Source organism: Oerskovia turbata (genome assembly GCF_000718325.1).
Classification (GTDB): Bacteria; Actinomycetota; Actinomycetes; order Actinomycetales; family Cellulomonadaceae; genus Oerskovia; species Oerskovia turbata.
On the sequence record NZ_JOFV01000017.1, the window covers coordinates 21044 to 34907 of the forward strand.

Annotated in this window: 14 protein-coding genes; 7 read left to right on the forward strand and 7 right to left on the reverse strand. The window is 73.3% G+C overall.

What is annotated here, in order from left to right; translation table 11 throughout:
- Positions 1–1194, reverse strand: a complete 1194-nt coding sequence (locus IE95_RS0115755) for a pyridoxal phosphate-dependent aminotransferase (protein ID WP_030152575.1) — start codon at positions 1192–1194, stop codon at positions 1–3.
- A 183-nt stretch (positions 1195–1377) separates the two neighbouring features.
- Here IE95_RS0115755 and IE95_RS0115760 point away from each other — a divergent pair, with 183 nt between their 5' ends.
- Positions 1378–1689 carry an STAS domain-containing protein gene (locus tag IE95_RS0115760; protein ID WP_030152576.1) on the forward strand — a complete coding sequence of 104 codons (312 nt, stop codon included), beginning with the start codon at positions 1378–1380 and terminating at the stop codon, positions 1687–1689.
- Positions 1690–1776: 87 nt separating this feature from the next.
- Positions 1777–2247 (forward strand): ATP-binding protein, encoded by a 471-nt coding sequence (locus IE95_RS0115765; protein WP_051703195.1) that lies wholly within the window; start codon positions 1777–1779, stop codon positions 2245–2247.
- Here the strand turns inward: IE95_RS0115765 and IE95_RS0115770 are convergent.
- The gene (locus tag IE95_RS0115770; protein ID WP_084690347.1) at positions 2224–4599 is read right to left on the reverse strand and encodes a SpoIIE family protein phosphatase; all 2376 of its coding nucleotides are present in this window, start codon (positions 4597–4599) and stop codon (positions 2224–2226) included. The genes IE95_RS0115765 and IE95_RS0115770 overlap by 24 nt on opposite strands.
- Before the next feature lie 185 nt (positions 4600–4784).
- On the opposite strand from IE95_RS0115770, the gene IE95_RS0115775 reads away from it, so the two are divergent.
- Complete coding sequence (locus IE95_RS0115775) at positions 4785–5495, forward strand: DnaJ family domain-containing protein (protein WP_084690357.1); 711 nt, start codon at positions 4785–4787, stop codon at positions 5493–5495.
- Positions 5496–5546: 51 nt separating this feature from the next.
- Complete coding sequence (locus tag IE95_RS0115780; RefSeq protein WP_030152580.1) at positions 5547–6617, forward strand: alpha/beta hydrolase; 1071 nt, start codon at positions 5547–5549, stop codon at positions 6615–6617.
- Here the strand turns inward: IE95_RS0115780 and IE95_RS0115785 are convergent.
- Positions 6608–7111 (reverse strand): low molecular weight protein-tyrosine-phosphatase, encoded by a 504-nt coding sequence (locus tag IE95_RS0115785; protein ID WP_030152581.1) that lies wholly within the window; start codon positions 7109–7111, stop codon positions 6608–6610. The genes IE95_RS0115780 and IE95_RS0115785 overlap by 10 nt on opposite strands.
- A gap of 123 nt (positions 7112–7234) precedes the next feature.
- Here IE95_RS0115785 and IE95_RS0115790 point away from each other — a divergent pair, with 123 nt between their 5' ends.
- Positions 7235–8146 (forward strand): SDR family oxidoreductase, encoded by a 912-nt coding sequence (locus IE95_RS0115790; RefSeq protein WP_030152582.1) that lies wholly within the window; start codon positions 7235–7237, stop codon positions 8144–8146.
- Between the two features lie 523 nt (positions 8147–8669).
- On the opposite strand, the gene IE95_RS0115795 is transcribed toward IE95_RS0115790, so the two are convergent.
- Complete coding sequence (locus tag IE95_RS0115795; RefSeq protein WP_051703196.1) at positions 8670–9491, reverse strand: class I SAM-dependent methyltransferase; 822 nt, start codon at positions 9489–9491, stop codon at positions 8670–8672.
- Positions 9492–9912: 421 nt separating this feature from the next.
- Here IE95_RS0115795 and IE95_RS0115800 point away from each other — a divergent pair, with 421 nt between their 5' ends.
- Positions 9913–10503, forward strand: coding sequence for a hypothetical protein (locus tag IE95_RS0115800; RefSeq protein ID WP_030152584.1), 591 nt, complete (start codon positions 9913–9915; stop codon positions 10501–10503).
- Positions 10504–10509: 6 nt separating this feature from the next.
- Here IE95_RS0115800 and idi read toward each other — a convergent pair whose 3' ends face one another.
- From idi to IE95_RS0115815, 3 genes are all read right to left on the reverse strand, one after another.
- On the reverse strand, positions 10510–11109 hold the full coding sequence (gene idi / locus IE95_RS0115805; protein ID WP_030152585.1) for an isopentenyl-diphosphate Delta-isomerase: 600 nt from the start codon (positions 11107–11109) through the stop codon (positions 10510–10512).
- 149 nt (positions 11110–11258) lie between these two features.
- Entirely contained in the window at positions 11259–12614 is a 1356-nt protein-coding gene (locus IE95_RS0115810; protein WP_036572338.1) for a permease prefix domain 1-containing protein, read from the reverse strand.
- Complete coding sequence (locus IE95_RS0115815) at positions 12611–12982, reverse strand: PadR family transcriptional regulator (RefSeq protein ID WP_030152587.1); 372 nt, start codon at positions 12980–12982, stop codon at positions 12611–12613. Before IE95_RS0115815 ends, IE95_RS0115810 begins: the two co-directional genes overlap by 4 nt.
- Positions 12983–13104: 122 nt before the next feature.
- Between IE95_RS0115815 and IE95_RS0115820 the strand changes: the two genes are divergently transcribed.
- A complete protein-coding gene (locus IE95_RS0115820) occupies positions 13105–13773 on the forward strand; it encodes a helix-turn-helix transcriptional regulator (RefSeq protein ID WP_030152588.1) in 669 nt (222 codons plus the stop codon).
- Positions 13774–13864: the final 91 nt, after the last annotated feature.

Below are 13864 nucleotides of genomic sequence, written 5' to 3' on the forward strand. Positions count from 1 at the left end.
TCACACCCGCCGGTAGCCCGCCGCCCGCCACGCGACGATCCGGTCCACGGCCTCGGCCACGACCCCTGGTGCGGCGGCGAACGACAACCGCACCCACTCGTGGCCGCGCACGCCGTCGAAGTCCGTGCCCGGGGTGAGCGCGACCCCCGTGTCGGCGAGCAGCCGCTCGCACCACGCGACCGAGTCCATCCCCGACTCCGCGACGTTCGCGTAGACGTAGAACGCGCCGTCGGCCGGGGCGACCGGGTCCCAGCCCAGGTCGGCGAGCCGGTCGAGCACGAGCGCGCGCGAGTCCGCGTACCGGGCGACGTTCGCGAGCGCGGCCGCATACCCCTCGGCGGACAGCGCTGCGACGCCCGCGTGCTGCGCGAGGGCGGGCGGGCTCAGCGCGATGTTGCCCGCGAGCGCGTCGACCGGGGCCACGAGGTCCTCGGGCAGCACGAGCCACCCGAGCCGCCACCCGGTCATGGCCCAGTACTTGGAGAACGAGTTCACGACGACCGCGCCGTCGTCGAGGTACTGCGCCGCAGTCGCCGTCTCCCCGGCCTCCGACGCAGGGTCGGCGTAGACGATGCCGTGGTAGATCTCGTCGCTGATCAGGCGCACGTCGTGGTCGGCGCACCAGGCCGCGAGCTCCGCGAGGTCGGACGGCGGGATCATCGTCCCGGTCGGGTTCGCCGGGCTCGCGACGACGAGGCCGTCGAGGCCGCCCCCGTAGTACGCCTCCATGAGCTGGGAGACCGTGGGCTGGTAGCGGGTCTCCGGGCCGCAGTCGAGCTCGACGACCTCGCACCCCAGGGCCGTGAGGATGTTCCGGTACGCGGGGTACCCGGGGCGGGCCAGCGCGACGCGGTCGCCGGCGTCGAACGCGGCGAGGAACGCGAGCACGAAGCCGCCCGACGACCCCGTGGTCACCGCGACGCGCGACGGGTCGACGTGCACGCCGTAGGTACGCGCATAGTGCTCCGCGACGGCCTGGCGCAGCGCGGGCACGCCCAGCGCCTCGGTGTAGCCCAGGTCCCCCGACTCGAGCAGCTCGATCGCCCGGCGCCGCACGACGTCGGACGCCCCCGTCGCGGGTTCCCCGGCGCACAGGTTGAGGACCGACTCGCCGGCGTCGCGGCGCGCGTTCGCCGCGGCGAGGACCTCCATGACGGCGAACGGGGGGACGTGCGACCTGCGCGAGACCTTCATGAGGCCATCATGCCCGGGATTCCGGGCCTCGTGGGCCCCGCCGAGCCCCGGGTGAACTGTGTAGTTCCGGTGACGGCGCGAGTCCTGGAAGGAAACCGCGCCAGAAGTTCCGTAACCTGGCACGGTCCCGGTCGTCGCACGACCGGGCACGACGTCCCGCAGGTCACGATCGAGAGGCGAGCAGTGCCGGAGCACACGACGCAAGGGGGAGTCCGCATCGACGACTCCGAACCTCGATGGACGATGTGGGGCGAGGTCGACGCCGCGGTCCAGGACCGCTCCGAGGGCGACCTCGTCCGTTCGCTCGAGCGCGCCGACGGCCCCGTGACGATCGACCTGTCCGACGTCACCTTCATGGACTCGGGCGGGCTGCGGCTGCTGTACCTGTCCCTCCTGGCCGGCGGCGAGGCCCCGGTCCTGGTCGGCGTCCCGGAACGCATCAAGGACCTGCTCGAGATCAGCGGCGTCCTCGCACGGTTCACGCTCGTCGACTGACCACTTCCCGGCGCACCGGCCACCACCCCCGGCCGCGTCGTCGACCCCTTCCCACCGCACACCCCCAGGACCCATCGGAGGAAACTCATGGACACCTCGATCGCCTCGTCCCGTCCGCCCGAGAGCTTCCACGTGGTCCGCGTCTGGCAGCTCGACTCGATCGACGAGCTCTCGACGCTGCGCACCTCGCTCCACCTCGAGCTGACGGGGCGCCCGCTCGCCCCGGACGGCGCCCTGGCCGAGGTCCCCGAGAAGATCGTGCTCGTCGCGAGCGAGCTCGCGACCAACGCGCTGCGCCACGGTCGCCCGCCGACGACGGTCCAGCTCCTGACCGACGGCGACGAGTACATCATCGACGTGATCGACCAGGACACGAGCCGGGCCCCCGTGGTCGCGGCCCCGCGCCTGCCCGGGGACGGCGGGTTCGGGCTCGTGCTCGCGCAGCGGATCGCCCTGGACGTGGGCTGGTTCGTCGAGGACGGCAAGCACGTCTGGGCGAGGCTGGGTGTGCCGCGCGAGGCGGTCGCCCCGCCCCTACCCGCTGCGGCGGTCCCCTGACCGCTCGCTCCACCCGAGGGCCGGTCTGCGCGAGGCGCAGGTCGGCCCTCGGCCGTGGTCGGCCTCGTCGTCCCCCTCGTCCTCTGTCCGACGGCGCAGCACCAGCAGCGTCGCGTCGTCCTCCGACGTAGGGTCCCGAGTCTCGCGCAGCACTGCGTCGACGTCGCCGACGTGCTCGGCGAACGTCCCGGCGAGCCGGCGCAACCCCACCTTGAGCGACTCGTCGCGGCGCTCGAAGAGCCCGTCGCTGTAGAGCACGAGGGCACCGCCGGGCGCGACCGACGTGGTCCCGGCCTCGAACCGCAGCGCACCCAGGCCGAGCGGCGGACCGCCCAGCAGGCGCCCCCAGACGACGCCCTCGCCCGGCACGAGGAAGAAGGGCGGCGGGTGACCCGCCGTCACGTACTCGACCGAGCCCTCGTCGAGGTCGACGACCGCGACGACGAGCGTCGCGACCTGCCCCGGCATCGTCCATCGCACGGTCTCGGCGACCTGCTCGACGGCCCCGCGCGCGGTCCCGGCCTGCACCAGGGCGGCGCGCAACGTGTTGCGGAGCTGCCCCATCGAGGCGGCAGCCTGGAGCCCGTGGCCCGTGACGTCCCCGACGACGAGCCCGAGCGACCCCGAGGGCAGGCGCAGCGCGTCGTACCAGTCGCCGCCGACGAAACCGCCGCCCGCCGGCTCGTACCGCGCGGTGACGGTCCAGCCCGGTGTGTCCGGGAGCGACGCGGGGAGCAGGCTTCGCTGCAGGGCCTCGGCCGCACGCACGTCCCGGCGCCCTGCCAGGTAGAGCGCCTCGACGAGGTGGCTGCGCAGGGCTCCGGCCGTCTCGACGGCCTCCTCGGCCCAGGGTTCGCTGTGCCCGCTCACGACTTCGCGCCAGCGCTCGAACGACTTACGAGGGCTGAGCCGGACCGTGTCGCCCTCGCTGCGTGCGATGGCCTTGTTGTGCGGGTCGCCGCCCCAGTCGACGCTGCGCAGCACCTCGTCGCGCAGCCAGAGCACGACCTGACCGTCGTTGAGGTGCGCGCCCAGCACCCCCGCGACGTCGGGCAGGCGCTCCGCGAGGTCCGGGGCGGCCACGCGCAGGGAGTCGATCGCCACGACCTCGTCGTCCGCGGCCGCGAGACGGTCCGCGAACCACCCGGCGAGCAGCGCGACCCCCGCGTCGTCGGGCACGTGCCCGACCGAGGCCGAGCGGCCCTCCGCGACGACCACGGCCCCGTCGGCGCCCACGAGGTCGAGCAGCCGGCCGTCGGCCGTGAGCGCCTCGACGAGCGACGTGTCCTCGTCGCGGCTGTCCGCGACGAGGCCCGCGAGCAGGCGCGCCGACGCACGCGACGCGGCCAGGCGGTCCTCCTCGCTCTGCGCGACGAGCAGCACCGACAGCGCGGCCCCCAGGAACTCCGCGGCCGCGCGCACCGCGTACGGCGGGTGGTGCGGCCCCGCGTAGTGGTGGCACGCGATGAGGCCCCAGAGCTTCCCGTCGCGCAGCAGCGAGATCGACATCGACGCGCCCACACCCATGTTCGCGAGGTACTCGAGGTGGATCGGGGAGACGCTGCGCAGCGTCGAGAAGGTGAGGTCGAGCGGCTGCCCCGTGGTCGGGAGGGCGGTCGGGACGACGTCGCACGGCACGTAGCCCACGTCGTCGATCAACCGGATCCAGTTCTTCTCGTACAGCGCGCGGGCCTGGCGCGGGATGTCCGTCGCGGGGTAGTGCAGCCCGTAGAACGAGTTGAGGTCCTCACGCTTGGCCTCGGCGACGACCTCGCCGTTGTGGTCGGCGTCGAAGCGGTAGATCATCACGCGGTCGAAGCCCGTCAGGTGCCGCACGTGCTGCGCCGCGTTCCCGAGCAGCGCGGGCAGCGTCGCGGCCCGGTCGAGGTCTGCGAGCGCCGCGCGCACGGCTTGGTACGTGTTGGGGAAGCTGAGGGGGCGCACGACGGCGGGCTCGAGCTCGATCACGACGACGGGCTCGGCGCCGTCCGGCAGCGGCGGGCGGTGCAGGATCGCGTCGGTCGCGACGTCGCGGGCTGCCCCTGTGCGGATCTCGACGGGGTTGTGCGGCGCGAGGTCGGGGTGCTGCGCGACGTGCGTGAGGAGTCTCGCGCCGTCGTCGGCGCCGAGGACGTCGGCCAGGTGGGCGCCGAGCGCGTCCTCCACGGCCGACCCCAGGACCTCGTGCACGGTGGTCGAGCACTGCAGCACGCGCCCGTCGGACTCCCGTACCACGAGGAGGACGCCCCGGGGCTGGATCCGTCCGGGGACGTGGATGGGCTCGCGCGCGCAGTTCTCGAGGTCGATCGCCTCGGCCGGGCTGAGAAGCTCCTCGTCGGTGCTCTGTGTCATGTGCACTCCAGCTCCCGCAAGGTGCGGGCCGTTCACGGCAGCGGACTGCCGACCAGGTCCCAGCGGGCTTCATCACCGGGAACGAGCACGCCCGTCAGGAAATGCACGGGTGGCCCAGCGTACAACGCCCGCGATCGGCGAGGATGGGAGGAGTGCCCGTCGAGCGACGACCGTGGGAGGACCCGATGACCGAGGACGACCCGGTGCGCCGGGCCGCGCAGTACCGCGTGGACCGCGAGACCGCGCGCGAGGCGGCGGAGGCTTCGGCCGCTGCGGGTGCCCCGTCGGACGGCGAGGGCACGGACGGCGGGGGCACGACCGACGGTGACGGCGCCGCGCGCCCGCGGCTCCCGCTCGAGAACCGCGGCCAGTGGGTCGACGAGCTGGTCCGCCAGGCCATGGCCCGCGGCGAGTTCGACGACCTGCCGCTCGCGGGCAAGCCCATCCCGGGCCTGGGCGCCCGGTACGACCCCGACTGGTGGCTCAAGAACCTCGTCGAGCGCGAGCAGATCACGGGCATCCTGCCGCCGGCGCAGCTGCGGGCCGACGACGCCCGGCTGCGCGACGACCTCGACCGCCAGCTCTCCGAGGAGTCGGTGCGGGAGGTCCTCGCCGAGTTCAACGCACGCGTGGTCGACGCGCGGCGCCAGCTCCTGGGCGGCCCGCCCGTGGTCACGCCCCTGCGGGACGTCGAGGAGGAGGTGTCGCTCTGGCACGGACGGCGGGCGGCACGCAGCGCTGCGTCGTCCTCCGGCCCGACGGCGCAGCGCACCTCCCGGGACGGCTCGCCCCGGGACCGCTCGCCCCGGGCGGGCGACGGCTCGGACGCGACGGGTACGCGACGGTGGTGGCGCCGTCGGCGGGGCGGACCGGCGGACGGCACCGAGGCGACCTGAACCACCCGCTCCCGGCGCGCGCGCCCACCCACCGGCTCCTACCCTCGGGACATGCCCGAACCTCACGCCCCGACCGCCGAGACGACGGGCTGGGTACCCGACGTCCTCGACGGGTTCGAGCAGCTCACCCTGCCCCTCGACCCCGACGACGAGGGCGAGGTCGTCGCGACGCTGGTGCGACGCCGTCGGGGCGCAGAGGACGACGAAGCCGGCACCGCGCTCCCCGGGGGACCACACCCCGCAGGCGTGCCCGACCGTGGGATCGACGTCCTGTACGTGCACGGCTGGTCCGACTACTTCTTCCAGACCGGGCTCGCGGACTTCTGGGAGGCGCAGGGCGCACGGTTCTTCGCGCTCGACCTGCGCAAGTACGGCCGCAGCCTGCGCCCGGGCCAGACCCCCGGGTTCGTGACGGACCTCCTGACCTACGACGAGGACATCGAGGCCGCGCTCGCCGCGACGGGGCACGGCGTCCTGACCGCCGACCCCGTGATGCGCAAGCGTGCCCTGCTCCTCATGGGCCACTCCACGGGCGGGCTCACGCTGAGCCTGTGGACCGCGCGCCACCAGGGACGTGTCGCAGGGCTCGTCCTCAACAGCCCGTGGCTCGAGTTCCAGGCGCGCGACATCGGGCGCAAGGTGCTCGCCCCCGCGATCACGCTCCGGGCCCGGCTCGACCCCCGCGTCCCCCTGCCGCAGGTCGACCTCGGCTTCTACACGCGGTCCGTGTCCAGGACGCTCGACGGCGAGTGGGACTACGACCTCACGTGGCGGCCCGTGCGCGGGTTCGTCGTGCACGGCGGGTGGCTCGCCGCGATCCTGCGCGGGCAGGCCGCGGTCGAGCTGGGGCTCGGGATCCGCGTACCCGTGCTCGTGCTGCTGTCCACGAGCAGCACGCTCCTGCCCCGGTGGACCCCCGAGATGATGCACAGCGACACCGCGCTCGACGTCGTCGGGATCGCACGGCGGTCGACCGACCTCGGGAGCCTCGTCGTGCTCGCCCGCATCGAGGGTGCGCTGCACGACGTCGTGCTCTCGGCCGCTCCCGTCCGGGCAGCGGCCTACGCGCAGATCGCGACATGGGTGCGCGGGTACGTGCCCGGGGCGGGGCCTCAGGCCTGACGTCGCGCGAGCTCCCCGCGGACGAGGTCGACCACGCCGTCCGCGGCGGCCTCGACCTGCGCCAGGCAGTCCTCGAAGTCCTGCATGCCGCCGTACCAGGGGTCGTCGATGTCGAGCAGGTGCTCGTCGCGCTCGGCCCGCTCGGCCGGCACGACGGGCGCGGCCGGGTCGAACGTCCGGTACATGCGCACGTTCCCGTCGCCGTGCATCCGGCGCAGGGCGCGCGCGTGCTGCGACGTCATGGCCAGCACCAGGTCGCGGGACACGAGGTCGCTCGCACGGACCTGGCGGGCCCGATGGCCGTCGCCCGTGTCGTACCCGTGCTCGGCCAGGACCCGACGCGCGCGGCGGTCCACCGGGTTGCCGTGCTCCTCCGCGCTGATGCCCGTCGAGTCCACGACCACACGCCCGCCCAGCCCCGCGGCCTCGAACCGGTCGCGCAGCACGATCTCCGCCATGGGTGAGCGGCAGATGTTGCCCGTGCAGACCGTCATCACGCGGTAGGGGCCGTGGGCGGGGTCGGGGGTCGCGTCCTGGGGAGTCGTCACCCGACCAGTCTGCCCGAGCCGCGCGCCCGCCCCCGGGCACTTCCCGCGCGCCCGGCCTACCGTGGACGCATGACCATCAGGACGGACTCGGGGATCGTCGCGGTGACCGGCGCGAGCGGGCAGCTCGGATCGAAGCTCGCGATGCGGCTCGCGGCCGAGGGCGCCGCCCAACGCCTCGTCGTGCGGGACGCCGCACGGACGCCACGCCTGCCCGACGGCGCCCCTCTGCCGGACTCCGAGGTCGCGGTCACCGCGGGGTACACCGACACCGAGCGCATGGTCCGCGCCTTCCGCGGCGCCCGTTCGGTCTTCCTGGTGTCGGCGCGCGAGGCTCCTGACCGTGTCGCGGAGCACCGGGCAGCCGTCGACGCGGCCGTCGCAGCGGGCGTCGAACGCATCGTCTACGTGTCGTTCGTGGGCGCGTCCCCCGAGGCCACGTTCACGTTCGCGCGCGACCACTGGCACACCGAGGAGTACATCGAAGGCACGGGACTGAGGTACACGTTCCTGCGCGACAACCTCTACCACCAGGGCCTCGTCCACATGGTCGGGGACGACGGCGTCATCCGCGGCCCGGGCGGCGACGGGCGGCTCGCGTCGGTGTCGCACGACGACATCGCCGACGTCGCGACCGCGATCCTCCTCGACGAACGCCCCCACGTGCACGACGGGAAGACGTACGACGTGACCGGCCCCGAGGCGCTGACCCTCACCGAGGTCGCGAGCGTGCTCTCCGGCGTCACGGGCCGCACCATCACGTACCACCCGGAGACGATCGAGGAGGCCTACGCGTCGCGCGCGGTCTACGCCGCACCGCCGTTCGAGGTCGACGGCTGGGTCTCGTCCTACACCGCGATCGCGGCGGGCGAGCTGGCCGGGGTGAGCGACGTCGTCGAACGCTTCGCCGGGCGCCCCGCCCAGGGTCTCGCCGCGTGGCTCGACGACTACCCCGAGGAGTGGGACCGCCTCCTCCCGGCCTGACCGCCCAGCCCGTGGCTCCGCACGCCGAGGGTGACGCCCCCACCCGCCGAGGGTGACCGACTCAGGTGCCGACGGTGACGGGTCCGAACCTGTCGAGAAATACCCTGGCGACCCGGCGGACGGCGGGCGTAGCGTCGTCGGCACAAGGGAAAGGAGGTGGTCCACGAAGTGAAGAATCTTCGGACGCATGAGGTGGTTGCACGCTAGTCGTGCCATCGAGCAACGGACCTTGCGAGGAACCCGCGGCCGACAGGTGACCGTCACGTCACCCACGACCAGCGAGAACCGAGCAACCACCGGAGCCCGCGGGAGTCGCGCCCTTGTCCAGCGCGACAGGTGGAGGAATCCACCGGCCCGCGGGCTTCTTCACGCCCTGGTCGAGTGCGCCGTCTCCGGCTGGACGCCCTCGGCGAGCGTGACCGTCACCCTCGGCGAGCGTGACCGTCACCCTCGGCGGGTCCCGACGTCACCCTCGGCGGGTCCCGACGTCACCCTCGGCACGCGGGACCGTCACCCTCGGCGATCAGAACGGCTTGCGCGCCACCACGAGGAACCGCGGGGCCTCGTCCACGAAGTCGTTGCCCGCCGCGAAGTGCATGTGCAGCGCGCGCAGCGGCGCCTCGAAGCGCCCGATCGCCTCGGACGACAGGCTCGCGATCTCCGGGACCTGCCACGCGATGACCTTGAGGTACCAGAGCAGAGAGCTCAGGTCGTGGAAGTGCCGGGTCCCGACGTGCTCGCGCGCCACGTCGATCACGAAGCCGGCCTCGGCCAGGTCGGCGACCGCGCCCTCGAGCGTCACGTCGTCCGGGTCCCAGGGAAGCTGCGCGCCGAGCGCGGTGTTGACCCGGATGCCGTCCCGGGAGTCGACCTGCTGGGTGATGAACACGCCTCCCGGTTCCAGGACGCGCAGGACCTCGGACGGCTCGAACTCCTCGTGCCGGTCCAGCACGACCGCGAACCGGCCGTCGAGGAACGGCAGCATGAGCCCCTCGCCCTTGCTGCTCCCCACCTGCCGGACGTCCACGCCCAGAGGTTCGAGGCGCCGTCGGGCCACGGGGACGTTCGGGGGCCAGCCCTCCGTCGCGGCCGAACCCTCCGGCAAGGGCGCGAGCGAGCCGAACGCCTCGCCACCACCGGTCCCCAGGTCCAGGACCGGACCTCGACCGCTGCCCACGAGCTCGCGCGCGAGCACCAGGTAGTCCCAGGGCAGGGGGTCCTCGATGCAGCGGTCGTCGATGGGGGACAGGTCGAAGCCCACGACCGGCGTCGCCCGCGCCCACTCGACGTGCGCCTCGAACGGGGCGGCGCGGTCGGGGACGGGCAGGACTCCGGCTTCAGACATGCGTCGATTCTCCCCCGGCGGAGCACGCTCGGTCGAAACGGCACGCCCGTCCCGCACGACCCGGGGCGCCGTCCGCCCGACGTCCACCCGACGTCCATCCGACGTCCACCGCCGCTGTCGACCGACGCCGTCCACCAGCGCCGTCCACCGCCGCCCTCGACATAGCCACGGACCGGGACGAAGCGGTAGTTTTCGTGCGCCGCCTCTGCGCAGGTGCGCGCACCGCACAGCCCGCCCGACCCGAGGAATCCCCCTGAGCCCCGCACCCCACCCCCTCAGCGACCGCGCGACCCGCAAGGTCCGTGCCGTCGCGGACCGCCACCGCGCGACCCTCGGCGAGCTGCGCCACGTCGAGTCCTGCACGCTCTCGGCGCGCGCGATCGGGACGGTCGCCGGGATCTTCGCCGCGGTCGTCGCCACGATGGTCTTCAACGGGCGCGTCGTCGAGGTGATCGGTTTCGCCCTCGCGATGGGTCTGGTCCTGGCCGTGGTCCTGCGGTTCGTCGCGAGCGAGAAGCTCCTCGTGCTGGAGCGTGGCCTCGTGGTGGGCTCGTTCGGACCGTTCATGACGCCCTACGCGGTGCCGTACGCGGACGTCGTCGCGCCGAGCGTCTCGGCGATCGTCGGCACCCAGCGTCCGGTGACGCTGCTCAAGGCCGACCAGGGGGCGTCGGCGACCAACCGGACGGCCTTGTGGTCGCTGCGGTCTGTGACGTTCGTCGGGCCGACGGCGGAGTCCTCCCGCGCGTTCACCAGGACCGGGACGTGGCAGCCCCAGCCCGAGGAGCAGGATCTGTGGGTGTTCTCGGTGCGCGACGCTCGTCGCCAGGAGATCCTGGTGCACGAGCTCGCTGAGGCGCTGCACCGGTCCGGCCAACCGGGTGCCGAGCTCGTGCTGCCGCACGCCCTGCCTGCGCGGCGGCTTCGCGTGAGCGTCGCCGACGCCGACCACCTGCGCCTGCCCGAGCGGCTCCGCTCGACGATCGTCCAGGTCGGCGCCCGGGTCGGCTGAGCCCGCTCAGTCCAGGGCCGCGGCGACCTCGGCCAGCAGGGGCGAGACGGCGCCGTCGGGCCCGCTCGCCGCGTCGCGCAGCGCCGTGACCTGCAGGACCATCCACGGGCTGAACGCCCACGGCGTCGCGTCGACCGCGCTCCCGAGCGCACCCGGCGTGGCCCACTCGAGCTCGGCGACCTCGTCCGGGTTGGCCGTCACGTCGCTCGCTGCGCGCGCGACGTACACGGGGCAGATCTCGTTCTCGACCACGCCAGACGCGTCCACCGCCCGGTACCGGAACCCCGGCACGGCGACCTCGAGACCCTCGATCCGCAGTCCCAGCTCGTGCGCGGCGTGCCGCGTGATGGACTCCTCGGTCGTCTCGGTCCAGCGCGGGTGACCGCAGAACGAGTTGGTCCACACGCCCGGCCACGTGCGCTTCGACAGGGCGCGACGTGTCACGAGGAGGCGACCTGCGCCGTCGAGCACGTAGCAGGAGAACGCGAGGTGCAGCGGCGTCTCCGTGGTGTGGACGTCGCTGCGCGCGAAGGTCCCCTTGCGGTTCCCGTCGGTGTCGACGGTCACGACGTGGTCGGCGGCGACGGGCACGTGCACGTCGGTCATGGCTCCTCCAGGGTCGAGCAGCGCGGGCGCGGGTGCGCCCAGGGCATCCGGCCCACTGTCACACACCGGGGGAGAGGAAGGAAGTCCGTCCGTCGGGAGTCCCTTCGGGCCCGACGGCGCAGGGTCGCTCTGCGCCGTCGGGGCACCGGTCAGACGAACCCGAAGACCGGCGGGAACACCACGACCACGACCGCCGCCCACACGGCGTACACCGGCAGGAACTGCGTCTGCCAGCGCCCGAGGGCCGCGAACGGGCGCCGTCCCCGCAGGAACCCGGTGAGCAGCAGCGCCGACCCCACGAGGTGCACGAGCAGCAGGAGGTTGAGCCCCAGCGCCGCGACCTTGTTGGGGCTGAACCCGAACTCGGCGATGCGGGTCGCCATCGCGGCGAGCGCGACCGCGTCGACCGCGAACGCCGCGACGACCAGGGCGAGCAGGAGCGCGTCGAACAGGTGGGGCGGGGAGAGCGGGTCGCGTGCCGAGACCGAGTAGAGCAGCAGGCACAGGACGAGGACCAGGATCGCGTCCAGGAGGATGAGGAGCCCGCGGTCGGCGTCGAGCAGCGAACCGGAAGACGCGAGGACCACGAACAGCACGAGCAGCATCACGATCGTGAGCGGCGTGAAGACGCGGGTCAGGACGGGGGCGATGTTCTCGACCACGTTCTGCTTGGCCTCGACGAGCCAGGCCGCGACGACGAGCGCGCCGGGCACGGCGAAGGGCAGGACCCAGCCCTCGAAGAACGGCTCGGGGTCGATCCCCACGATGTTCAGGGTCCCGAACGTGAGACCGAGCAGGACGCCGCCGCCCAGGGCGAGGAGCGTGAAGTAGATCGCGAGCTCGCCCGTGAACCGGGCGAAGTCCATGCGGCCGCTGTCCGAGCGCCACCGCCCGCCGACGTACGCGATCCCCACGAGCGCCCACAGGACGACGGGGGCGTGCAGTGCGGCGAGGAGCAGGGTCGAGCCGTCGGCCTCGAACGGGTAGACGTTGAGCACGACCGCGAGCACCGCGAACGGGACCAGGAGCATCGCGCCCACGCCCCACGTGAGGCGGCGCTTCCAGGCGAAGTACCCCGCGAGGAACGGGAGGACGAGCAGGCTGATGTTGCGCAGCAGGACCGTCTCGTCGCCGATCGTCTCGGAGGCGATCTTGACCGCGACGCCCGCGCCGACCGCGAGCGCGAGGACGACGGCGAGCTCGCGCCACGACCGCCCGCCCTGCCCGGTCGCGGCCGTGTCGGGGACCAGCACGAGCTGCTTCCACAGGCGGTCCGAGTGCTCGCGAGCGAACTCGCGCGAGACCTCGTCGAGGTTGCCCATGCGCTTGACCGCCACGAGGAAGGCCTCGTCGTCGTCGAGGCCCGTCGCGGTCAGGTCGGCGACCTGCTCCCGCAGGTGGTCCTCCATCTCGTCGACGTCGGCGGTGGAGATCGCCTGACGGCGCTGGACGTAGCTGCGCCACTGGTCGATCTGGGCCTCGAGCTCAGGGGTGCCGACCATCATGCCCACCCCTCGGCCACGGCGCGGGGTGGCTGGGCGTCGCCCATGTCCTTCCACACCTGCTGGAGCGCGTCGGCGACGACCTGCCACTGCGCGCGGCGCTCGGCGAGCGCCTCGTGGCCCGCAGGCGTCAGGGCGTAGTGCTTGCGCCGCCGCCCGACGTCGGACACTCCCCACGTCGCCTCGACGAACCCGAGGCGTTCGAGCCGGTGGAGCAGGGGGTAGAGCATCCCGTCGGTCCACTGCATGTGACCGCCCGAGAGCTCGTTGACGCGTCGGACGATCGCGTAGCCGTACGACTCCCCGTCCGCGAGGATGCCGAGGACGAGCGGCGTGGCCGAGGCGGCGACGAGGTCCTTGTCGATGTGCATGATGCTCCAATACCTAGGACTGCTAGGGGTGTCTAACCTAGCAGATCTAGGTATTGCGTCGCGGGGCACTCCGACAGGCCGCGCGGTTGCCGACCCTCACGACCCGTGCCAGAAAGACGACCGTGGAGAACTCGCGGCCGAGCATCACGGTCCTCGCGCCGCACGGCACCGCCCTCGGCCCCGCGCTCCACGCCGGCCTCGTGGCCCGCGGGTGGACGGCCGACCTGCTCACCGTCTCTCGAGCCGACCCCACGCACCTGCGGACGAGGACGGTCGTCGTCATCGAGGACGACGACGGCACCCCCCGGCTGGACCTGCCCACGTCCGGGTCGCTCACGACCTGCGTCTGCGTCGGCTCGGTGCGCTCCGTGTCGGTCCTCCTCACGCTGCACGGGCGGGGCGCCACCGTCCTCAACCAGTCCGCGTCGCTGCTCTCGCTCCTCCGGCTCGTCGAGAGGGCGCACCTGGCGCCCGGTCGGACCGAGCACGAGTCCGCCGCGTTCTCCCGCACGCTGCAGCGGCGACGCGACGAGAACATCGGCCTGGGCCGCCTGACCACCGCCGAGGACGGCATCCTGCGCGCCATGATCGCCGGCTTCAGCGCGGCGCAGATCAGCAACCAGCGCTACCTCTCGACCCACACGATCCGCAGCCACATCAAGTCGATCCTGACCAAGCTCCAGGTGCGGTCCCAGCTCGAGGCCGTGGCCGTCGCCCGCCGCTCCGGCCACATGGCCTGGCTCCACGAGGCCCCGGCACAGTTCACCAATTCTGGGGACGACGACACCTGACGCCGTCGAGCAGAGTGGGGAACGCACGACGACGTGCGCGAGGCTCCCGCCCCACCGCCCCTCCCGGGCGGCGACGACGAGGCCCTCGCAG